Origin of the sequence: Xanthomarina sp. (genome assembly GCF_035306605.1) — a bacterium.
GTDB lineage: Bacteria > Bacteroidota > Bacteroidia > Flavobacteriales > Flavobacteriaceae > Xanthomarina.
On sequence record NZ_DATGNR010000079.1, the window covers coordinates 20,120 to 41,957 of the forward strand.

Sequence of the window (21,838 nt, forward strand, 5' to 3'; positions counted from 1 at the left end):
AAAAAAACTTATTGAAATGAATACTGATATTGAAAATCTTTTTAAAGACACTGTTCTTGGGCATCCAGTAGGACTATTTATCTTGTTTTTTACAGAAATGTGGGAGCGTTTCTCCTTCTACGGAATGCGTATCCTTCTTATATTGTTTTTAACAGCGCCAATGATGAGCGATAACCCGGGGTGGGATTGGCCTCGTGAACATGCACTTTCATTAATTGGTACGTATGCATCCCTTTTATACTTAACACCAATTATTGGTGGGTGGATTGCAGATAAATGGACTGGTTACCGTATTGCTGTAGTTATTGGATGTATTATAATGACACTTGGTCATTTAGCTATGGCTTTTGAAACAACAGCTTCATTTTACTTAGGTTTAGCTTTATTAGTGATTGGTACTGGTTTCTTTAAGCCAAATATTACCTCGATCATTTCGGAGATGTACCAAACAAGAGAGTCTAAAAAAGACGGTGCTTACACTATTTTTTATATGGGTGTAAATGCAGGAGCCTTTTTTGGTATGATGCTTTGTGGATATTTAGCTGAAAATTACGGATGGGCCTACGGATTTGGTCTTGCAGGAATTTTTATGTTATTAGGAATGCTTCAATTTTTATTAGCTCATAAAATATTCGGTAAAGTAGGTGCGCCCCCTTCAAAGAAAGGTAGAGATGTTTTAGAGAACCAAGCTGAAAAGACAGAAATAGAACTTGCTAAAGAAGAAGCTGAGGCTGCTTCAAAATTGAACCCATTTACTACTCTTGATAAAGTACTTATAGCCTTATCATCCATTGGTGGTTTGTTATACTTATTTAATGACCCATTAGAGAAAATTGGTGGAACTTCTATGTTGCCTTTTGAGTTTATGGGAATGAGTGGTTCTAATGTTGTAGTTCTAGCTGCTTTAGTCCTCTTTTTAATAGTATTGATTGCACGTATTTCACGTTATATTCCAATAGTTAGAGATCGTTTAGTTGCAGTTTCTATTTTCGCTCTGTTTACCGTATTCTTTTTTGCGTTTTTTGAGCAGTCTTTAGGATCTATGACTTTATTTGCTAGTGATTATACTAATAGGGATTTAGTAGGTAATGCGGCTACGGTGTTTTCTGTTATTGATGCTCTATTAACTACGATTCCATTAATAATTATTACGTATGTAATCTTTTTGATTTTCAAAAAGACTTTTACGAAAATAGGACCATCCAATATCATGTTAGCAATAGCGTTTCTTTTGGTTTGGGCTTTGGTGATTTATCGTATTTATGACAAATCAACAGCTGAAGTATTAAAAGTTGATGCTACCTGGTTTGGTATTTTAAACTCTTTCTTTATTATTACACTTGCACCAATATTTTCAAAGTGGTGGGAAAGTAAATACAATCCAAGCGCAGCAATGAAATATGCTATAGGGTTAATATTATTAGGTGTTGGGTTTGGAGTTTTAGCTTATGGAGCTTCTGATATCCCTTCAGGTGCTCAAACTGCATCTGTAAGCATGATATTCTTAATATTAGCATACTTATTCCATACCATGGGTGAACTTTGTTTATCGCCTCTAGGATTGTCTTATTTAAGTAAGTTGGTACCTGCACGTATGATTGGTTTTATGTTTGGTGTTTGGTATTTAGCTATTGCAGTTGGGCAAAAAGGAGCAAATACAATGGGAGGAATGATTGATCATATCTCAGAGAAATACTCTATGGGGACTTTCTTTTTAATTTTTGCAATAGTTCCAATTATTGTTGGATTTGTTTCTATGGTGCTAAACCCATTACTTAAAAAACTAATGCACGGTGTGCGCTAATTGCATAAAGCATTAAAATTTATATATAAAAACACTTCAATTTTGGAGTGTTTTTTATATTTTGGGAACAATTTTTGACAAGAATAACCAAAAAATCAATATGTTTGAAATTGATTTAAAAATTGATTACTTCTTAAAATTAATATCAATTAATTAGAAAGGAATTTAGGAAGTGTCGACTAAGTTGAATGTATTGTTTGAGAAGAATGCATGGATTTCTTCACTAAAAAACTCATTAAAATAAGTTACAAATGAAAAAGTTACTATTCCTAATTGCCATTACGTTAGCTACTGTTAACTTATCTGCTCAAGAAATTAATTGGGTTACATTAGAACAAGCTGTGGAGCTTCAAAAGAAAAACCCCAAAAAAATCATGATAGATGCTTATACCAATTGGTGTGGCCCATGTAAAATGCTGGATAAAAACACCTTTCAAAATAAAGATGTGGCAGACTACGTGAACAAGCATTATTATGCTGTGAAATTTAATGCAGAAGGAAACGAAACTATTAAGTTTAAAGGAAACACTTTTAAAAACCCTGGCTATAATCCGGCTAATGCAAACCGACGCAATTCTCAACATCAACTGTCGGCCTATTTTAGTGTGAGGTCATACCCAACCATATTGTTTTTAGATGAGAAGGCCGAGTTTTTAACCCCAGTGATTGGTTATAAAACACCTCAACAATTAGAGTTGTATTTGAAATTGTTTAAAGCTAATAAGCATGTTGATATAAAGACTCAAGATGATTTTTCTGCATATTACAGTGCTTTTAAACCAGAGTTTTCCAATTAATCATTCGTTAACGGAATTACAAAAGCTCCTTTTTTATTGGTTTGATGAAAAAGGAGCTTTTGCTTTTCACAAGTGGCTGCCCAACGGCCCATATAAGATTTGTAATTACTGCCATCTGCTATAATTGCTTCTGGCCTCAAGGAGTCGATAAGTCTGTTTAAATTTATTCTTGGCGAGTTTTTAAGTAATACAAAATCTGGTTTTAATGACTTTAGATTATAGACACCTATGCTATCTACAACCAACAGCCATTTATTATTTACTCTGTATACAGGATGTACACTGTCTTGCCGGATTTCTGAGATATAATTACTAGTGGTGTAACTCGTAATCAAGGTGCTTTTTTCATTTTTACTATCAGAGAGAGGTTGATGTAGCTCTAATATATTTCCTTTATGAATTCCTATTAATGTAGAAGCTCCTTTATGGAATACTAAAAATTGCTGGTTAGTTTCTGTGTTATGTTTGGTGTAAATAAGGACGCACTGTCCAATTAGAATAGCTGTAAGAAGGTATAATAGTTGCTTTGTGCTTTTCTTGGTATAAAGATGATAGGCACTTATAATTACTATGTAACTAGCAATGGTTTGAAGCATATTAAATGGGATGTTTTGAATTAAGAAAGCTTCTTGTTGAGCAACCCATTTAAAGAAACCATTCATGTTGTTGATTATTGCTCCGTAGCTTGTAGCATAGAATTCTGGAAGAATATTTATTAGTGAAAGCAGTATGGCCCCTATTCCAAAACCTAAAATATACCCCAAAAAAGGTATGGCTATAATGTTGGATAGAAAGAATAACCCAGGAATCTGATGAAAATAGTATAAGCTTATGGGTAAGACGCCAAATTGAGCAGCAATTGAAACAATAAATGCTTGCCAAAATTTATCCACAAGCCAATATTTTGGATGCCAAAAGCTATAAAGCAACGGATGGATAGTTACTATTGAAATTACAGCAAAGTAGCTCAGTTGGAAGCCTACATCAAAAAGAAGGTTAGGGTTAAATAGCAGTAAAACAAAGGCAGAACTAGCTAGTATATTTAATATATTTATTGGTCGGCTGGCGTTTATTGCTATAGCTACAAAACTAAACATAAGTGCTGCACGTAGCACCGATGCAGATAAGCCAGTAATGACAGCAAAGCTCCATAAGCAGATTAGTATTAGAATGATTTTATATAACCACCCGTATTTTATATATTCTATGGGCTTAAATAGTAGGTTTAAGAATATAAGGATAATTCCAACATGCAAGCCGGAAACCGCTAAAATGTGTATGGATCCTGCATTTTTGTAATCGTTGTATATTTCTTCACTAATATCATTCCTTTGTCCTAAAAGCAATGCGTTTATAATGGCTAGTTCATCAGGTTTAAATTTTTGTTCTTGCAGCTTATTGATAATATGTTTTCTAACAGCGTCTGCATAACCATAAAGTGTGGTTTTCTTTGTGCTTGCTAGATATACTTCTTCGTAATTAGAATACAGCTGTGAATAAATATATTTGTTCTCTAAAAAAAATTTGTAATTGAATTGATTTGGGTTTAATGGTGCCTTGATTGATTGGATTTTAGTTTTTAATATAAGGATATCATCTACATCAAATAGTGAATTTAAGCTGTCTCTTTTTATGTTAAGTAGCGATAGACCTTCAATAGGACTCTGATTTATTTTTAATAATTTCACTACATACCTATGGTTAAATTTATTAGGCTTTAATATGTTCGAAATTTTTAGAGTCACTGTTAATGTACTGTCCGTTATAAAAGCAGGGCTATTGGTATAATGATTTAAATGATTTTTTGGGTTGTGTATATTCACAATGAGAATTCCCAAAGCAACCGTGGTTACATACGCAGTTAATCCAAACCAAATGGTTTTATTTAATTTGGGTTTCGAATGGAAGTAAACAACACTTAAAATAATAAGAAGTATCCCTGTAATTTTTACAGAAGCGCTTAAGGAGATTGGGAAAAAATGGGGCAATAGGATGCCTGTAACCAACAAGATGGTTAGCTTAATTAACGTAAAATCAAGTAGTTTCACATAATAAAGATAATAAATATCTTATAATACGCGACGTGCCTGAACAAAGGCAAAATACCAGTATTTTTCAGAAAGTTTAGAGGTAATAACACCTCTACTTGTTGTAGAATGGATAAACTCAACTAGGCCAGGTCTAGCCTCCGTTACCAAACCAACATGGTTTATGTCTCGGCTGTTTTTGCTAGTTGCAAAAAATAATAAATCTCCTTTTTGAACTTCTTTAACATCTATCCAATTTCCACTTGTAGCCAAGCTACTAGTAGTTCGTGGTAGAGAAATATTTTCACTATTAAAAGCTGTGGTAATTAAACCAGAACAATCCATGCCTTTTTTTGTGTTACCACCATACTTATAGCGAACACCATTATATTTTTCAGCAGTTTGAATGATGTTATTAATAACTGACATGTTGGCTACAGGTCTGTTTTCTGAAGAAGCTTTAACTGTCTTTGTGGTTCTTGAGCTTTTCTTACTAGTGGTGCTAGCTGTTTTTGTAGATTTACACGCTGTAATAGAAATAAAGATTATTAATATGTAGATAATTTTTCTCATCCTATGTTTTTATTGTTAAGGGCCTTGTAAATTAATGTCGCAGTTTTTAAACTTGCTCCTTTTCCGCCTAGTTTTTTTTCAAGTTCGTAATAATTTAGAAATAATTTATCCCTTTCCTCAGGATCTAAAATAATATCAAGTTCACGTTTAAGTGTGGTTTTATTGAACTCTGATTGAATAAGTTCTGTAACTACTTTTCTATCCATAATTAAATTAACCAAAGAAATATACTCTAAGTTAATTACTCGTTTTCCAATTTCATAGGAAATCCAGTTTCCCTTGTAGCAAACTACTTGAGGTACTTTAAACAAGGCTGTTTCTAAAGTGGCAGTTCCAGAGGTTACTAAAGCAGCTGTAGATACCGATAAAAGATCGTAAGTTTTATTAGAAATGAATTTAACGTTAGAGCTTTTTATAAACTGTTGGTAAAAACTAAAATCCTGACTAGGAGCTCCAGCAATTACAAATTGATATTTAGGATAATCTTTTACCACAGAAAGCATAACAGATAACATTTTTTTTATTTCTTGTTTTCGGCTGCCAGGTAAAATAGCTATTATAGGTTTTTCGTTAAGTTCGTGTTCAACTCTAAAAGCATATTCATCCACTTGTTTTCTATTGGCAATAGCATCAATGGTTGGGTGCCCAACAAAATGTACTGGATAATTATGTTTTTTTTCGTAGAAATCCTTTTCAAATGGAAGAATGACATACATTTCATCTACATCTCGTTTAATGGACTTGATTCGGTTTTCCTTCCATGCCCAGATTTGTGGAGAAATATAATAATGGGTTCTATATCCTTTTTCTTTTGCCCATTTCGCAATTCGTAAATTGAATCCTGGATAATCGATAAAGATAATAACGTCTGGTTGATAGGCTTCAATATCTTTTTTGCAAAAGCTTAGGTTCCTGGTAATGGTTCTTAAATTCATTAGAACTTCTGCAAAACCCATAAAAGCCAAATCTCTGTAATGTTTTACTAAAGTATCGCTAGTAGCACTCATTAAGTCTCCACCCCAAAATCTAAACGATGCATGTACGTCTTGTTTCAGCAAGGCCTTCATTAGGTTTGATCCGTGAAGATCTCCCGAGGCTTCTCCAGCAATAATATAGTATTTCATATGGTTTATATTATTTGATTTCTAAAGTACTTTATACATCATCCTTTTAATCGGTTTCTTTGTTGACGGATTTTCGGATATATGATGGCTTATATTAGTTTAACAACAAAGGTTCCAATGGCTATAATTATGGTTGTAAGTAAAACACCTCTAGCACGATAATCTTGTTTCTTTTTTATAAAAACAAAAAAAGCTAAAAGGTTTAATATGGCACCAAGGCTTATAAGTTTTCCCAAAATTCCCTCTGCCGATGCCGAGCGAATTATACTATAAAAATCGTTGCCATTTCCAAAAAATAAGGCAGCGAAAAAGAGTCCAACCGTATTTGCTATAAGTCCAACAGCAATACCTATCAACAATTCTTTTTTCATTTGTGTTATTGTTTATCCGTCCCGTTAAAATTCCAAGTATTCAGGTCGTTTATGGCGTGGTGCGCTGTTAAATCGAACTGTACAGGAACCACTGATACGTAACCGTTTTCAAGAGCCCATTCATCCGTATCGTCCCCAGAGTCTAAATTTACAAATTTTCCTGTAAGCCAGTAATAGTCCTTTCCTTGAGGCGATTTTCTCTTGTCAAATTCTTCTTCCCAATTGGCACGTGCTTGTCGGCATACTTTTATTCCCTTAATATCTTTTTCTTCTAAATTAGGAATGTTAACATTTAAAACTACTTGGTCAGGAATCCCTTTCTCTAAGGCGTTTTTGGTTATGGTGCGCACATATTTTTTTGCTGTTTCAAAATTGGCATTGTAGTTATAGTCTAATAACGAAAAACCAATTGCAGGAATTCCTTCGATTCCAGCTTCTAGGGCAGCGCTCATAGTTCCGGAATAAATTACGTTTATAGAAGAGTTGGAGCCATGGTTGATTCCAGAAACACATAAATCTGGTCTTCTATTTAATATTTGTTTAGTTGCTAATTTTACACAATCGGCAGGAGTTCCAGAACAACTGTATTCTATTTGCTCTCCATTATCGACGTATACGCGTTCAATATGTAACATCGAATTTATCGTAATGGCGTGACCCATACCACTTTGTGGGCTATCTGGGGCAACAACTACTACATCACCCAATTCTTTCATTACTTCAATTAAAGCTCTAATACCTGGAGCTGTAATTCCATCGTCGTTTGTTACTAAAATAAGCGGTCTTTCTGTCATTTGTTCTTTAAATTAACAGCGCTAAAATACATAAAATCCTACGGAAGGCATTAATTTTTCGTGTTTAACAAAAAATTAATGCCAATTGTGTTTCTTGGCATACTTTTTTCTTTAAATTAGTAAAATAAATAGATACTTTAAGAATTTTAAATGCGTTTATAGTGAGTTATTGTAATAGTAAGAAATTCGAAAAAGGTTATGTGCTTAATATGATAAGATTTATGAAAAGGAACTATAAAATATTGGTGCTAGTGCTACTATTAGCATTTGCATCTTGCAGCTTTACAACAAAAACATTTGATGATCCAGATAAAGATAAACTGCTCATACAAGTTATTACTTATGTACTCCAACGAGGACATTTTGATCCGAAGGAGATAAACGACGATTTCTCTGCGGAAGTATTTGATGCGTATTTGAATCAATTAGATCCATTGAAAAGATACTTTTATAAATCGGATATAGATGAATTCGAAAAGTATAAGTTAGAACTAGATGATCAAATTAAGGCATACGATATTGGGTTTTTTAATTTAACCTACGACAGACTTATTCAAAGAATTGATGAATCCAAGGTGATTTATAAGGAAGTGCTAGCTACACCTTTTGATTATTCTTTAGATGAGGAATTTAACTCAGACTATGAGAATATTGGTTATGTGAAGAATAAAAAGCAGATGAAAGATCGTTGGAGACAGCAATTAAAGTTTTCGAACTTGGTTAATTACGACGACTTAATGACTACCCAAGAAAAAGCTAGAGAAAATAATACTTTAGTGGAACCAGGTGAGCTTAAAGATTCTGATAAAACTGATGCTGTAGATGTAGATAAAGCGAAACAAGCTAAGGTTGAAAGAAAAACCATAGCTCAAATAGAAAAAGAGGCTAGGGAAGAGACTTTGAAATCCATAGATCTATACTATTCAGATTATATAGATGATTTTCAAAGGAAAGATTGGTTTGGGATGTATATCAATGCTATCGTTGAACAATTCGATCCACACACTAATTATTTTGCACCAGAAGATAAAGCAAATTTTAATCAGCAAATGTCTGGTAAGCTTGAAGGAATTGGGGCTCGACTGCAAAAAAGAATGGATTACACCAAAATTATGGAGCTGATCTCTGGTGGTCCAGCTTGGCGTGGTAACGAATTGGAAGTTGGAGATGTAATTCTAAAAGTCCGTCAGGAAAAAGAACTGGAAGCTGTTAATATTGTTGGAATGCGTCTAGAAGATGCTATAAAACTTATAAAAGGACCAAAAGGAACAACGGTGGTTTTAACCGTTAAAAAAGTAGATGGAACTATTAAGGATATTAGCATTACTAGAGATGTGGTTGAAATTGAAGAAACCTATGCAAAATCTTCTATAGTTAACAAGAATGATTTAAAGTATGGGATTATCAACTTGCCTAAATTTTATGTAGATTTTGAAGATTATAAAAGTAGAAATGCTGCTTCCGATATTAAAAAGGAAATAGAAAGGTTAAAGGCAGAGGGCATGCAAGGTCTTGTTATAGATTTAAGGAATAACGGAGGAGGATCGCTTCCAGTAGTTGTTGAGATTGCCGGAATGTTTATTAAAGAAGGTCCAATAGTGCAAGTTAGAGCAACTGGAGAGCCTAAAGAAGTTTTAAAAGACAAAGATAAATCTATCGCTTGGGATGGTCCGTTAGTAATTATGGTAAACGAACTGTCGGCTTCTGCTTCAGAAATTTTAGCTGCGGCAATGCAAGATTACAAACGAGGAATTATTATAGGAAGTAAGCAAACCTACGGAAAAGGAACTGTGCAAAATTTCTTGGATTTGAATAACATGGTTAGAAATAATAAAAATGGAGATTTAGGTGCCTTGAAATTAACCACACAGAAATTCTATAGAATAAACGGTGGTTCTACACAGCTTGAAGGAGTGAAGAGTGATGTGGTTGTTGTAGATAGGTTTAGTTTTATCGATATAGGTGAAAAAGATCAAAAAAATCCATTGCCTTGGGATAAAATTGACTCTGTAGACTATAATATTTGGGAAGGTTATTTCGATTATTCCGAAACCATTAAAAAGAGTAGTCAACGAATGGGCAATAACGAACAGTTAAAGCTAATCGGAGAAAATGCGAAATGGATAAAAACCAGAATGGATGAAAATATTCATTCATTAAATTACAATAAATACAAAGCTCAATTAAAATTGAACGAAGAAGAGTCTAAGCGTTTTGATAAAATCTCGGAGTATCAAACAAACTTAAGCTTCAAGTCTTTACCTTACGAACAAGAGCTGTTTAAAACAGATACTATCTTAAAGGAAAAAAGAGAACGTTGGCATAAAAGCTTGAGTCAAGATGTTTATGTGGAAGAAGCTATACATGTTTTGGAAGATTTAAAAATGTCCTATGCTATTAAAAAATTAGCATCTACGGTTAAAGAATAATAATAAATGAGTGAAGATACAGGCTCGTTAAGTCAATTAGCGCTCCAAAAATTTAAACAAAATTTTTGGGGCGTTTTTAGCTTTTGGTTTATTGTATTTGTGGGTGTAATTTCTGTGTTTGCTTATGCATTCGCGCCAGATAATTCACAACATGCTAATCAGATGCATTTGTCTATTCATTCCAAAAGACCAGGGTTTCAGGTGCAAATGTTAACCTTGCCGTCGGCTGTTGGCAACAAACAGTCTTACATAGATAAGTTGTTTTTTGGCAAAATAACTACTGAAACAGAAATCCCAATCTCCAGTTATTATATCGAGAATAACAAATTGTTTTATACAGAATATGCTTCGGATGGTTTGGAAGGGGCTGAAAAAACTTTTGATTTAAATTCAGTTTTATTCGAAAAGAGGGAGACTCTTGTGAAAAATCAAACTTTCTTATTTGGGACAGATAAATACGGACGTGATTTGTTAAGTAGAATTCTTGTGGGAGCTAGAATTTCCTTTTTTATAGGGTTTGTTGCCGTTTTTATTTCACTTGTTATAGGTGTTTTTATGGGAAGTGTAGCAGGATATTTTGGTGGAAGAGTTGACGCTTTCATCATGTGGATTATAAATGTAACCTGGTCTATTCCTACTTTGCTGTTAGTTATTGCTATTACATTAGCCTTAGGAAAGGGATTTTGGCAAGTATTTATTGCTGTTGGTTTAACTATGTGGGTAGAAGTGGCAAGAGTCGTTCGGGGACAAATAATAAGCATTAAGGAAATGCAATATGTTACTGCGGCAAGAGCTTTAGGTTTCAACGATTTCAGAATTATTACCAAGCATATTTTACCAAATATTATGGCTCCGGTAATCGTAATTTCGGCTGCTAATTTTGCAGCTGCTATTCTCATTGAAAGTGGTTTAAGCTTTTTAGGGATTGGGGCACAGCCTCCAATGGCCAGTTGGGGCGCAATGATAAAAGATCATTATAATTATATTATTTTAGGAAAACCCTATTTAGCATTAATTCCTGGCTTTTGCATTATGAGCTTGGTCATGGCTTTTATGCTTATCGGAAATGCTTTAAGAGATGCCTTGGATGTTAAAAGCTCCTAAAGTATAAAGCTAAAAGTATCTTTGGTAGTGGGAATAAAGAATTGTTGAAGTTAACCGGGGGTAGTTAGTTTAGCTTCATGTTACTATTTAGTGTATCAATATATTTTAGAATGTCTTCTTTCCCAATTTCTTTAGAAGAGGAAGTAATAAAGTAATTTGGCATTTCTTCCCATGTTTCTAGCATCACCTTTTTATAGTCTTCCACATGGTTGTCTATGGCTTTTGGTTTAAGCTTGTCAGCTTTAGTAAATACTATAGAAAAGGGGATGGCATGTTCACCTAACCATTCCATAAACTCTAAATCTATGGGTTGAGGTTTGTGACGGATATCTACTAAAACAAAAGCAGAGACCAACTGCTCACGCAGGCTAAAATATTGTGTGATAAATTTTTGGAATGTTTTTTTTGCACTCTTTGAAACTCTCGCATAACCGTAGCCAGGTAAATCTACTAAATACCAATTTTTATTAATTAGAAAATGATTAATAAGTTGTGTTTTTCCTGGTCTTCCAGAGGTTTTAGCCAAACTTTTTCTATTGGTAAGCATGTTGATCAGAGATGATTTTCCAACATTACTTCTACCAATAAAAGCATATTCAGGTATTAAATTTTTTGGACATTTTTCAACATCCGAATTACTCATTACAAATTCTGCTGTTTTTATTTCCATACTTTTTTCCTACACTTGTGGGAATTTTATTTTTAGAATTAAGAGGTTAAAAACCTCTTTTAGTTAACCATTCGTTTAGGATTTTGTTGAACTTGTCAGGGTGTTCCATCATAGCGGCATGCCCACATTTGTCAATCCAAAACAATTCAGAATCTGGTAAAAGTTTATCAAACTCTTCTGCTACATCAGGTGGGGTTACCGTATCATTTTTACCCCAAATTATGCAGGTAGGCGTTTTCATTTTAGGTAAATCTTTCGCCATATTGTGTCTAATTGCACTTTTTGCTATAGCTAGTGTTTTAATAAGTTTGTTTCTGTCGTTTACTGTTTCATAAACCTCGTCCACTATTTCTTTTGTAGCAACCTCAGGGTTGTAAAACACGTCTTGAGCTTTCTTTTTAATCACTTCATAGTCACTTCGTTTGGTGTAACCTCCACCCATCGCACTTTCATATAAACCGGAACTTCCAGTAATTATTAAGGCTTTTACTTTTTGGGGATATAGTTTTGTGTGATATAAACCAATATGACCACCAAGGGAATTTCCCAATAAAATCACTTCTTTAAATCCTTTAAATTCAATAAAATCGTGAAGATATTTGGCAAAACTTTTCACATTCGTTTTTAATAAAGACATGGTATAAATAGGTAATTCAGGGATAACAACCTTGTATCCAGTCTCGCTAAAGTGTTTGGTTACAGCTTCAAAATTGCTTAGACCACCCATTAATCCATGAAGCACGATAATTGGTGTTCCTTCCCCAACTTCAATGTATCTGTACTCTTTTTCCTTTTTTAGTCGATGTACCATCAATTTATTCGTCTTTTCGTTGAAAACAAATATAGTTAAATCATTGATATTATTTCCATAATTATTGCATCGCATTGCTCTAGATTTTCAAAGAGATATCAACAAATAACTCATTGTAAATGTGTTGCTGTATAAATGTCTGAAAGTGAGTATTTAATAGGATTGACCCAAAATGAACGTCGGGAAAATATAACAGTTAATAGAAAATTTATTAACAAAGTGGTAAAATGTGGTAAAAAGTGGTATATTTTTCGATATCTTTGAAACTTAAAGACAAAATTAAAAACAAACTCCTTTGAACTCATTAATAGGGACATACGAATGTAAAGTAGATACAAAAGGAAGGCTTATGCTTCCTGCTGCGCTTAAAAAGCAGTTGTCTCCTGTTTTGCAAAATGGGTTTGTGGTAAAGCGTGCCGTATTTCAGTCTTGTTTGGAACTCTATCCAATGTCTGAATGGGAGGCTTTGATGCAGCGGCTTAACAAATTAAATCGCTTTAAGAAAAAGAACAACGATTTTATCAGAAGATTTACTGCAGGAGTAAAGGTGGTGGAAATTGATGCTACTGGTAGATTGTTGATTCCTAAAGATCTCGTGGTTTTTGCAGATATTTCAAAAGAAATTGTATTGTCGGCTGCAGTGAATATTGTTGAGATTTGGGATAAAGATAAGTATGAACAAGTAATTGATGATGCTACTGTAGATTTTGCAGATTTAGCAGAAGAAGTAATGGGACAAGATGATGACGCATTCGAAATATCATAATCCAGTTTTATTAAAAGAAACTGTAGACGGCTTAAATATCAAGGAAGATGGTGTTTATGTGGATGTTACTTTTGGTGGCGGTGGTCATAGTAAAGAAATTTTAAGACGACTGGGGCCAAAAGGGAAGTTGTTTGCTTTTGATCAGGATGCTGATGCACTTAAAAATAAAATCGATGATGAGCGTTTTACTTTAATTCATGAAAATTTTAGACATATAAAACGGTTTTTAAGGTTTTATGGAGCCAAAGAAGTTGATGGGATTTTAGCGGATTTCGGTGTTTCCTCGCATCAATTTGATGTTGCTGAACGTGGGTTTTCTACTCGTTTTGAGGCTGAATTAGATATGCGAATGAATCAAGAAAGTGAGCTTTCAGCATATCACGTAATTAATGAATATACGGAAGAGCAAATTAAACAAGTGCTTTTTCAATATGGAGAATTGCGTGCAGCTCCAGCTATGGCTAAGCTAATCGTAGAAAGTAGGTCTGTTGAGCCTATTTTAACCAGCGAGCAATTGAAAAAAGTTTTAAATAAGTTTTTGCCGCCAAAATACGAGAATAAAGTTTTGGCACAAATATATCAAGCAGTAAGGATTGAGGTGAATCAAGAAATTGAAGCATTAAAAGAATTATTGCAACAAACTCCAGATTTATTAAAAAAAGATGGAAGGTTAAGTGTTATATCATATCACTCCTTAGAAGATAGATTGGTGAAACGTTTTATTAGAAATGGATTGTTTGAAGGAGAGCCTGAGCGAGATTTGTATGGAAATTTTGAAGTGCCTTTAAAAAAGGTTGGACAAATGATAGTTCCTTCTAATGAAGAAATTAAAATTAATAATCGTGCACGAAGTGCTAAATTAAGGATAGCGAAAAAGTTGTAATGAGAAAAAAGTTAAAAAATATATTAAAAGGAACTTTCTTAGTTAACGATGATGCATCGAAATACTGGGGAGTGATTCTTTTTTTGTCTTTTTTGGCTTTTGTTATGATAGCGAGTTCGCACAGTGCAGATAATAAAGTGCATAAAATAGCCAGATTAAATAATGAAGCAAAGGAATTGCGTTCGGCATTTGTAGATGGTAGGAAGAAACTCATGGAGCTCAAGAAAGAGTCGGTTGTAGAGATGAAAATGAAAGAAAAGGGATTGGCTATTTCAGAGATTCCACCAACAAAACTAAAAGTTAAAACCCTAAAGTAGTTCAACTTGGCAATAAAAGAGAAGAACATATTAAACAGATTGTATTTCATAGCAGGATGTATGTTCATCTTTGCTCTGGCTGTCGTGTTTAAACTTTTAACTATACAGTTTGTGCAAGGTGATAAATACAGAAGTTTGGCTGAAGAGCGTACTATTAAAAATGTAGTAATTCCGGCAAACAGAGGCAATGTGTATTCAGTAAACGGAAATTTGCTAGCTACCTCTGTGCCTAAGTATGATATCAGAATTGATGCAGTTACTCCAAAAGCAAAAGTGTTTGAAAGTGAATTAAAAGGCTTGGCAGACTCTTTGTCAAAATTCTCAGGAAAGCCTTCTTCATTTTATCAAAATGAAATAAGAAAAGCTAGAGCTAACAAGAATAGGTACTATTTGCTAGCCCGTGATATTGGGTATTCTGATTATTTAAGGATGAGAAACTTCCCTTTATTAAAATTAGGAGCTTTTAAAGGAGGGCTAATTGTGGAGCAAACTACAAAAAGAGAACATCCTATGGGTGGTGTTGCTGAGAGAACCATTGGTTACGAGCGATATGATGAAAAAGGGAATGTAACAAGACCTGGAATAGATGGCGCTTTTGGTGTTAAATACCTGCGTGGAACAGATGGATTGAGGCTTAAGCAGAAAATTGGAAAAGGGCAGTGGAAACCCGTGGTAGACTATAATCAAGTAGAGCCGAAAGATGGTTATGATTTGTATACAACCATAAGTGTTAATATTCAAGATATTGCCCATCATGCTTTATTGCAACAATTAGAATACTATCAAGCTGAGCACGGTTGTGTTGTGGTTATGGAGGTAGCTACTGGAGAAATTAGAGCGATTTCTAACTTGGGAAGAACAAGCAGTGGTTCGTATTACGAGAAATTAAATTATGCTGTTGGGGAGTCTCATGAACCTGGGTCGACTTTTAAGCTTATGGCTTTAATGGCGGCTTTAGAGGATAAAGTGGTGGATACATCTACCGTTGTAGATACAAAGAGTGGGCGCAAAATATTTTACGGCCGCGCCATTAACGATTCAAAACACGGTGGTTATGGGAAAATTTCGGTAGCTAGAGCTATGGAAGTTTCTTCAAACATTGCATTTGCTAGTATTATTGATGATAATTATTCTGCTAAGCCAGAAAAATTTGTCAACCGATTAAAAAGTTGGTCTTTAAGTGAGCCTATTGGAATTTCAATTTTGGGAGAAGGAAAACCGGTTATTCCAGAGCCAGGACACTCATTATGGAGTAGGAATGCCTTACCATCTATGGCTTATGGTTATAATTTAAGATTAACACCATTGCAAACCTTGACATTTTATAACGCTGTTGCAAATGATGGAGTAATGGTGAAGCCTACTTTTATAAAAGAAGTGCGCGAGCTGAACAAAACGATAGAGACTTTTGATAAAATTATTGTTAATAATAAAATAGCTTCGGATAAGACTATAAGGGAAGTTCAGGAGATACTTAAAAACGTTGTGGTTCGTGGGACAGGTCGATCCTTATATTCACCGTATTTCTCCATGGCAGGAAAAACTGGAACGGCAAAAACAGAGTATTGGATGGATGATTGGGATAAAAACCCAAGATACGTGTCATCGTTTGCTGGATATTTTCCTGCCGAGAATCCAAAGTACTCATGTATTGTAATTATTCATAAACCTAGTATTAAAAAGGGGTATTACGGTGCTGATGTTTCTGGGCCAGTATTTAAGCGTATTGCTCAAAAAATATTTACCGACACCCCGCTTATAGATGAGATTGAAACCTTGCAGGTTAATAATAGGGCTGTAGATAAAGAGTTCGAAAATTACTATAAAACGGCTCAAACGTATAAAACCATTATGCCAAATGTTGTTGGTCTTCCTTTAATGGATGCTATAGCACTTTTGGAAAATATGGGCTTAAAAGTACAAACCCAGGGAATGGGTGTTGTTAAGAAGCAGTCCTTATTGCAAGGGATAAAAGTTAATAAAAACCAAAGAATAATAATCGAAGCCTCATGATGCTTTTAAAAGACATATTATATAAAGTAACCCTTCATGCTGTTGTTGGTAGCACGAGTGTGTCTATTAAAAACATAGATTTCGATTCTAGAAATATTTCGAAAGGCGATGTTTTTGTGGCAATTGTTGGAACGGTATCCAATGGTCATGATTATATCCAGAAGGCTATAGAGCTTGGAGCTCGTGCTGTTGTTTGTGAGGAAATTCCAGAAAACATTGTTGAAGGAGTAACCTATGTGCAGGTAGAAAGCACTTCCAAAGCCTTAGCTATTATGGCTTCCAATTTTTACGAAAATCCTTCAGAAAACTTGAAGTTGGTTGGAGTTACTGGAACCAACGGGAAAACAACTATTGCGTCTTTATTGTATCAACTGTTTAAAAAAGCGGGATACAAAGTAGGTTTGTTGTCTACCGTTAAAATTATGGTCGACAATAAAACTTATGAAACAAAGCATACTACTCCAGATTCTTTGACTATAAATAAGTATTTAAAGGAAATGAACGATGAAGGTGTGGCTTACTGCTTTATGGAAGTGAGTTCACATGGTGTACATCAAAATAGAACGGAAGGCTTACATTTTGAAGGAGGGATTTTTACCAATCTTTCCCATGATCACTTGGATTATCATAGATCCTTTGCTGAATATAGAGATGTCAAAAAGTCGTTTTTTGATAACCTGCCTGCTTCGGCTTTTGCGCTTGTAAATGTTGATGACAAGAATGGCTTGATTATGTTGCAAAACACTAAAGCAAAAAAATCAACCTATGCTTTAAAAGGTTATGCAGACTATCGTGCCCAAATTTTAGAAAACCAATTAAACGGGCTACTTCTTAAACTAAATGATAGTGAAGTTTGGACTAGGTTGATAGGGAATTTCAATGCTTATAATGTCCTTGCTATATATGCCACAGCTGATTTGCTTGGGTTGGAAAAAGTTGAAAATTTAAGGATAATTAGTGAATTGGAAAGTGTGGCTGGGAGGTTTCAGTATTTAATTTCAGCTGATAAAATAACAGCCATAGTCGATTATGCACATACTCCAGATGCTTTAAAAAATGTTTTAGAAACCATAAATAGTATCCGAACTAAAAACGAAGAATTAATTACTGTTTTTGGTTGTGGAGGGGATAGAGATAAAACAAAACGCCCAAAAATGGGACATATAGCCTCAGCGTTAAGTACCAAGGTTATTATTACTAGCGATAACCCTAGAAATGAAGTTCCTGAAACCATTATAGGGGAAATTGAAGCAGGAGTAGAGCCTCAAAATTTCAAAAAAGTAATTTCTATCACCGACAGAAAACAAGCTATTAAAACCGCTTGTCAGATGGCCAAGCCTAACGATATCATCCTGATTGCCGGGAAAGGACATGAAACCTATCAGGAAATTAAAGGAGAACGATTTGATTTTGATGATTTAAAAATAGTACAAGAATATTTAACCAAACTAGAAAAATAGACAGTATCACCTTGTGAGAAGTCGAAAGGTTTAAAAATGAAATGAATTTATGTTGTATTACCTATTTGAATATTTAGACACGCATTTCCAGATTCCAGGAGCAAGACTTTTTGGTTATATAACCTTTAGGGCTGCTGTGGCTATTATTTTGTCGCTCTTGATATCTACTATTTATGGAAAGCGTATTATTAGGTACTTACAGAGAAAACAAGTGGGCGAAACCATAAGGGATCTTGGTTTAGATGGTCAAGTAGAAAAAGCAGGAACTCCAACAATGGGAGGGCTAATTATTATTTTGGCCACTCTTATTCCAGTTTTATTGTTAGCTAGGCTAAATAATATATATATAATTTTATTAATAGTTACAACCTTATGGATGGGGTCTATTGGGTTTTTAGATGACTATATTAAAAAATTTAAGAATGATAAAGAAGGCTTAAAAGGAAGGTTTAAAGTTCTTGGTCAAGTTGGTTTAGGAATTATCGTAGGAGCTACCTTGTACTTTCATCCAGATGTGACTCTCAGGGAAAAATTACCCGTTGTTGAGCAACAAGAAATTCTAGCGGAAAATCCAAAAGTTGAATCTACCAAGCTTTTTAAAAATGAAGAGCGTTCAACTAAAACAACCATTCCTTTTGTAAAATCTAATGAGTTTGATTACGCCGATATTATAGCTTGGGTAAATCCGGATTGGGCAAAATATGCTTGGATGATTTTTATTCCAATCGTTATTTTCATTATAACTGCCGTATCAAATGGGGCTAATTTAACCGATGGTATTGATGGCTTAGCGGCTGGAACTTCGGCTATTATTGTGCTCACGTTGGGAATTTTTGCCTGGGTTTCCAGTAACATCGTTTTTTCAGATTATCTCAACATCATGTATATCCCTCGGGTGGAAGAAATTACAATTTACATAGCGGCCTTTGTTGGAGCATTGATTGGGTTTTTATGGTATAATGCTTATCCAGCCCAAGTATTTATGGGAGATACAGGAAGTTTAACTATAGGAGGAATTATAGCTGTTATAGCTGTGGCTGTAAGAAAGGAGTGGCTCATTCCTGTATTGTGCGGTATATTTTTAGCAGAAAATTTATCAGTGGTAATGCAGGTAAGTTGGTTTAAATATACCAAAAAGAAGTTTGGTGAGGGAAGACGAATTTTTAAAATGTCGCCTTTGCATCACCACTATCAGAAATCAGGATATCACGAAAGTAAAATAGTTACTAGATTTTGGATTGTTGGAATCTTATTGGCTATTATTTCTATTGTGACATTGAAAATTAGATAAGAATGAAGCAATTAATAGTCCTAGGTGGTGGAGAAAGTGGCGTTGGAACTGCACTTTTAGGGAAATCCAAAGGGTTTGAAGTTTTTGTTTCAGACAAGGGGAAAATTAAAGAAAAATATAAAGAAGTTCTTATACATAATGAGATTGAATGGGAAGAAGGTACGCATTCAGAACTAAGGATTTTAAAGGCAGACTTGGTTATGAAGAGTCCTGGAATACCAGATAAAGCGTTTTTAATAAAACAAATTCGTGAAAAAGGAATTCCAATTGTTTCTGAAATAGAATTTGCAGCAAGATACACGCAAGCTACTATTATAGGAATTACAGGAAGTAATGGGAAGACCACTACAGCATGCTTAACACATCATATTCTTAAACAAGAATTAGAAGTTGGTTTGGCGGGGAATATTGGTGACAGCTTTGCTAAACAAGTCTTGGAGAAGGATTATCCGAACTATGTCTTGGAGATAAGTAGTTTTCAATTAGATGATATCGTGGATTTTAAACCACATATTGCGGTAATTACGAACATAACTCCTGATCATTTGGATAGATATGATTATCAATTTGAAAAATATATCAATTCAAAATTCAGAATTGTTTTAAATCAAACAAAGGAGGACTATCTGATTTATGATGCAGACGACCCAGTGATATTAGAATGGCTAGAAAAACATCCAATTCAATCGAAATTATTGCCTTTTTCACTAGTAAAGAAAATAGAAAATGGCGCGTATTATAACGACAATAAAATAACCATAACAATAGATAATAACCAAATAGATATGTCAACAAGAGACTTAACATTAGAAGGTAAACACAATATTAAAAATGCCATGGCTGCATCTACGGTAGCTCAATTATTACGCATAAGAAAACAAACGATTAGAGAGAGTCTAGAGAACTTTCATGGTGTTGAACATAGGTTAGAACAAGTTTTAAAAATAAATAAAGTTCAGTATATAAATGACTCTAAGGCAACCAATGTTAATGCAACCTACTATGCTTTAGAAAGTATGGATGCACCAACCGTTTGGATTGTTGGAGGTGAGGATAAAGGAAATAATTATCAAGAATTATATCCGTTTGTCAACGAAAAAATTAAAGCCATTATCTGTTTGGGTGTCGATAACGAAAAGTTACTGGAAAACTTCAGTTCTATGGTTGATGTTATTATTGTAACCCAAAGCATGACTGATGCGGTTAAAGCGGCGTACAAATTAGCTGAAGCAGGTGATAATGTGTTGCTTTCTCCGGCGTGTGCAAGTTTCGATTTGTTTGAAAACTATGAAGATAGAGGAAGACAGTTTAAGCAAGCAGTAAGAAATTTATAATAAAATCTGTTACAAACAGAAAAAAAGAAGTGAAGACGTTTAGCGAATAGGAATTCGTTACAATAAAAAATGAAACACATATTTAAAAACATAAAAGGAGATCGATTAATCTGGGCAATAGCTGCTTTACTTGCACTATTCTCATTCCTTCCAGTGTATAGCGCTGCTAGTAATTTGGCATACGTTGGCGAGGGCGGCAATACTTTTGTTATTTTCTTAAAGCATTTAATGCATTTGTTTTTAGGTTTTATTATTATGTATGGGGTTCATAAAATTCCATATCGTTATTTCAAAGGCTTGTCGTTAGTGCTTGTTCCGGTTGTTATTGTATTGTTGATTTTAACCATGCTCCAGGGTACCACTATAGATGGTGCAAATGCTAGTAGATGGATACAAATTCCAATAGTCAACATGTCTTTTCAAACATCGACTTTTGCCTTTGTTGTTTTAATGGTTTTTGTAGCAAAATATATGTCGAAAATTAAGGATGAAGACGTCTCATTTAAAGATACTATTTTACCTTTGTGGGCTCCTGTTTTCATAGTCTTGGTGCTTATTTTGCCAGCTAACTTTTCAACAGCAGCCATTATGTTTGTAATGGTTTTAATGTTGGTGTTTTTAGGAGGATATCCTATTAGGTATTTAGCCGTTATTATTGGTGCTGGAATTTTGGCCTTAACACTATTCGTTCTAATAGCGAAAGCTTTTCCAGATGCTATGCCAAATAGGGTTGATACTTGGATGAGTAGGATTGAAAACTTCTCAAGTGATGGAGACTCTGAGGCCGATTATCAAATAGAAAAAGCTAAGATTGCTATTGCAACAGGAGGCATACAAGGAGTTGGGCCGGGGAAAAGTATTCAAAAAAACTTTTTACCTCAGTCCTCATCAGATTTTATTTACGCTATTATAGTTGAAGAATATGGTTTAATAGGAGGTTTGGTTTTAATGATATTTTATCTGTGGTTATTGTTTAGAATTGTTATTGTATCACAAAAAGCAGACACCATTTTTGGGAAATTATTAGTGTTGGGAGTTGGCTTGCCTATTGTATTTCAGGCCTTAATAAATATGGCTGTTGCGGTAGAATTATTTCCTGTTACAGGACAAACTTTACCTTTAATAAGTAGTGGAGGAACCTCTATTTGGATGACATGTATGGCCCTTGGTATAATACTAAGTGTTAGTGCTAAAAGAGAAGAAATAAAAGAACAAGAAGAAAAAGAAGACAATCCGTTGGAGATTTTGTCGGAAGCTATATAAGTACTTA

The 21,838-nt window shown here is 34.3% G+C and carries 19 protein-coding genes; 12 read left to right on the forward strand and 7 right to left on the reverse strand.

The window, feature by feature from the left end:
• The first annotated feature begins 16 nt into the window (after positions 1-16).
• Both VKY41_RS10920 and VKY41_RS10925 read left to right on the forward strand, forming a co-directional pair.
• Positions 17-1,804 (forward strand): peptide MFS transporter, encoded by a 1,788-nt coding sequence (locus VKY41_RS10920; RefSeq protein WP_500814491.1) that lies wholly within the window; start codon positions 17-19, stop codon positions 1,802-1,804.
• A 251-nt stretch (positions 1,805-2,055) separates the two neighbouring features.
• Positions 2,056-2,601: a thioredoxin family protein gene (locus VKY41_RS10925; RefSeq protein ID WP_500814492.1), complete on the forward strand. Its 546-nt coding sequence runs from the start codon at positions 2,056-2,058 to the stop codon at positions 2,599-2,601.
• Here VKY41_RS10925 and VKY41_RS10930 read toward each other — a convergent pair.
• The 5 genes from VKY41_RS10930 to surE all read right to left on the reverse strand — a co-directional run bounded on the left by VKY41_RS10930 (position 2,598) and on the right by surE (position 7,490).
• Positions 2,598-4,649 carry a ComEC/Rec2 family competence protein gene (locus VKY41_RS10930; RefSeq protein ID WP_500814493.1) on the reverse strand — a complete coding sequence of 684 codons (2,052 nt, stop codon included), beginning with the start codon at positions 4,647-4,649 and terminating at the stop codon, positions 2,598-2,600. The two genes, VKY41_RS10925 and VKY41_RS10930, sit on opposite strands and share 4 nt — an antisense overlap.
• Positions 4,650-4,670: 21 nt before the next feature.
• Positions 4,671-5,201 (reverse strand): C40 family peptidase, encoded by a 531-nt coding sequence (locus VKY41_RS10935; RefSeq protein ID WP_500814494.1) that lies wholly within the window; start codon positions 5,199-5,201, stop codon positions 4,671-4,673.
• Positions 5,198-6,325 carry a lipid-A-disaccharide synthase gene (gene lpxB / locus VKY41_RS10940; RefSeq protein ID WP_500814495.1) on the reverse strand — a complete coding sequence of 376 codons (1,128 nt, stop codon included), beginning with the start codon at positions 6,323-6,325 and terminating at the stop codon, positions 5,198-5,200. The genes VKY41_RS10935 and lpxB overlap by 4 nt, the downstream gene beginning before the upstream one ends.
• 89 nt (positions 6,326-6,414) lie before the next feature.
• Positions 6,415-6,696: a hypothetical protein gene (locus VKY41_RS10945; RefSeq protein ID WP_500814496.1), complete on the reverse strand. Its 282-nt coding sequence runs from the start codon at positions 6,694-6,696 to the stop codon at positions 6,415-6,417.
• A 5-nt stretch (positions 6,697-6,701) separates the two neighbouring features.
• Positions 6,702-7,490, reverse strand: a complete 789-nt coding sequence (surE, locus tag VKY41_RS10950) for a 5'/3'-nucleotidase SurE (RefSeq protein WP_500814497.1) — start codon at positions 7,488-7,490, stop codon at positions 6,702-6,704.
• A 221-nt stretch (positions 7,491-7,711) separates the two neighbouring features.
• On the opposite strand from surE, the gene VKY41_RS10955 reads away from it, so the two are divergent.
• Positions 7,712-9,919 carry a carboxy terminal-processing peptidase gene (locus VKY41_RS10955; protein ID WP_500814498.1) on the forward strand — a complete coding sequence of 736 codons (2,208 nt, stop codon included), beginning with the start codon at positions 7,712-7,714 and terminating at the stop codon, positions 9,917-9,919.
• A gap of 6 nt (positions 9,920-9,925) precedes the next feature.
• Positions 9,926-11,023 (forward strand): ABC transporter permease, encoded by a 1,098-nt coding sequence (locus tag VKY41_RS10960; RefSeq protein ID WP_500814499.1) that lies wholly within the window; start codon positions 9,926-9,928, stop codon positions 11,021-11,023.
• A 64-nt stretch (positions 11,024-11,087) separates the two neighbouring features.
• Here the strand turns inward: VKY41_RS10960 and yihA are convergent, their stop codons facing one another.
• Entirely contained in the window at positions 11,088-11,693 is a 606-nt protein-coding gene (gene yihA / locus VKY41_RS10965; RefSeq protein ID WP_500814500.1) for a ribosome biogenesis GTP-binding protein YihA/YsxC, read from the reverse strand.
• Between the two features lie 46 nt (positions 11,694-11,739).
• Positions 11,740-12,504 (reverse strand): alpha/beta fold hydrolase, encoded by a 765-nt coding sequence (locus VKY41_RS10970; protein WP_500814516.1) that lies wholly within the window; start codon positions 12,502-12,504, stop codon positions 11,740-11,742.
• A gap of 295 nt (positions 12,505-12,799) precedes the next feature.
• On the opposite strand from VKY41_RS10970, the gene mraZ reads away from it, so the two are divergent.
• From mraZ to VKY41_RS11010, 8 genes are all read left to right on the forward strand, one after another.
• Positions 12,800-13,270 carry a division/cell wall cluster transcriptional repressor MraZ gene (gene mraZ, locus VKY41_RS10975; RefSeq protein ID WP_500814501.1) on the forward strand — a complete coding sequence of 157 codons (471 nt, stop codon included), beginning with the start codon at positions 12,800-12,802 and terminating at the stop codon, positions 13,268-13,270.
• Positions 13,245-14,153 carry a 16S rRNA (cytosine(1402)-N(4))-methyltransferase RsmH gene (gene rsmH / locus VKY41_RS10980; RefSeq protein WP_500814502.1) on the forward strand — a complete coding sequence of 303 codons (909 nt, stop codon included), beginning with the start codon at positions 13,245-13,247 and terminating at the stop codon, positions 14,151-14,153. Before mraZ ends, rsmH begins: the two co-directional genes overlap by 26 nt.
• Entirely contained in the window at positions 14,153-14,470 is a 318-nt protein-coding gene (locus VKY41_RS10985) for an FtsL-like putative cell division protein (RefSeq protein ID WP_500814503.1), read from the forward strand. Before rsmH ends, VKY41_RS10985 begins: the two co-directional genes overlap by 1 nt.
• Before the next feature lie 60 nt (positions 14,471-14,530).
• Positions 14,531-16,483 carry a penicillin-binding protein gene (locus VKY41_RS10990; protein WP_500814517.1) on the forward strand — a complete coding sequence of 651 codons (1,953 nt, stop codon included), beginning with the start codon at positions 14,531-14,533 and terminating at the stop codon, positions 16,481-16,483.
• Positions 16,480-17,943: a UDP-N-acetylmuramoyl-L-alanyl-D-glutamate--2,6-diaminopimelate ligase gene (locus VKY41_RS10995; protein WP_500814504.1), complete on the forward strand. Its 1,464-nt coding sequence runs from the start codon at positions 16,480-16,482 to the stop codon at positions 17,941-17,943. The genes VKY41_RS10990 and VKY41_RS10995 overlap by 4 nt, the downstream gene beginning before the upstream one ends.
• Positions 17,944-17,992: 49 nt before the next feature.
• The gene (mraY, locus tag VKY41_RS11000) at positions 17,993-19,234 is read left to right on the forward strand and encodes a phospho-N-acetylmuramoyl-pentapeptide-transferase (protein ID WP_500814505.1); all 1,242 of its coding nucleotides are present in this window, start codon (positions 17,993-17,995) and stop codon (positions 19,232-19,234) included.
• A 2-nt stretch (positions 19,235-19,236) separates the two neighbouring features.
• Positions 19,237-20,568, forward strand: a complete 1,332-nt coding sequence (gene murD / locus VKY41_RS11005) for a UDP-N-acetylmuramoyl-L-alanine--D-glutamate ligase (protein ID WP_500814506.1) — start codon at positions 19,237-19,239, stop codon at positions 20,566-20,568.
• Between the two features lie 69 nt (positions 20,569-20,637).
• Positions 20,638-21,831, forward strand: a complete 1,194-nt coding sequence (locus VKY41_RS11010; protein WP_500814507.1) for an FtsW/RodA/SpoVE family cell cycle protein — start codon at positions 20,638-20,640, stop codon at positions 21,829-21,831.
• Positions 21,832-21,838: the final 7 nt, after the last annotated feature.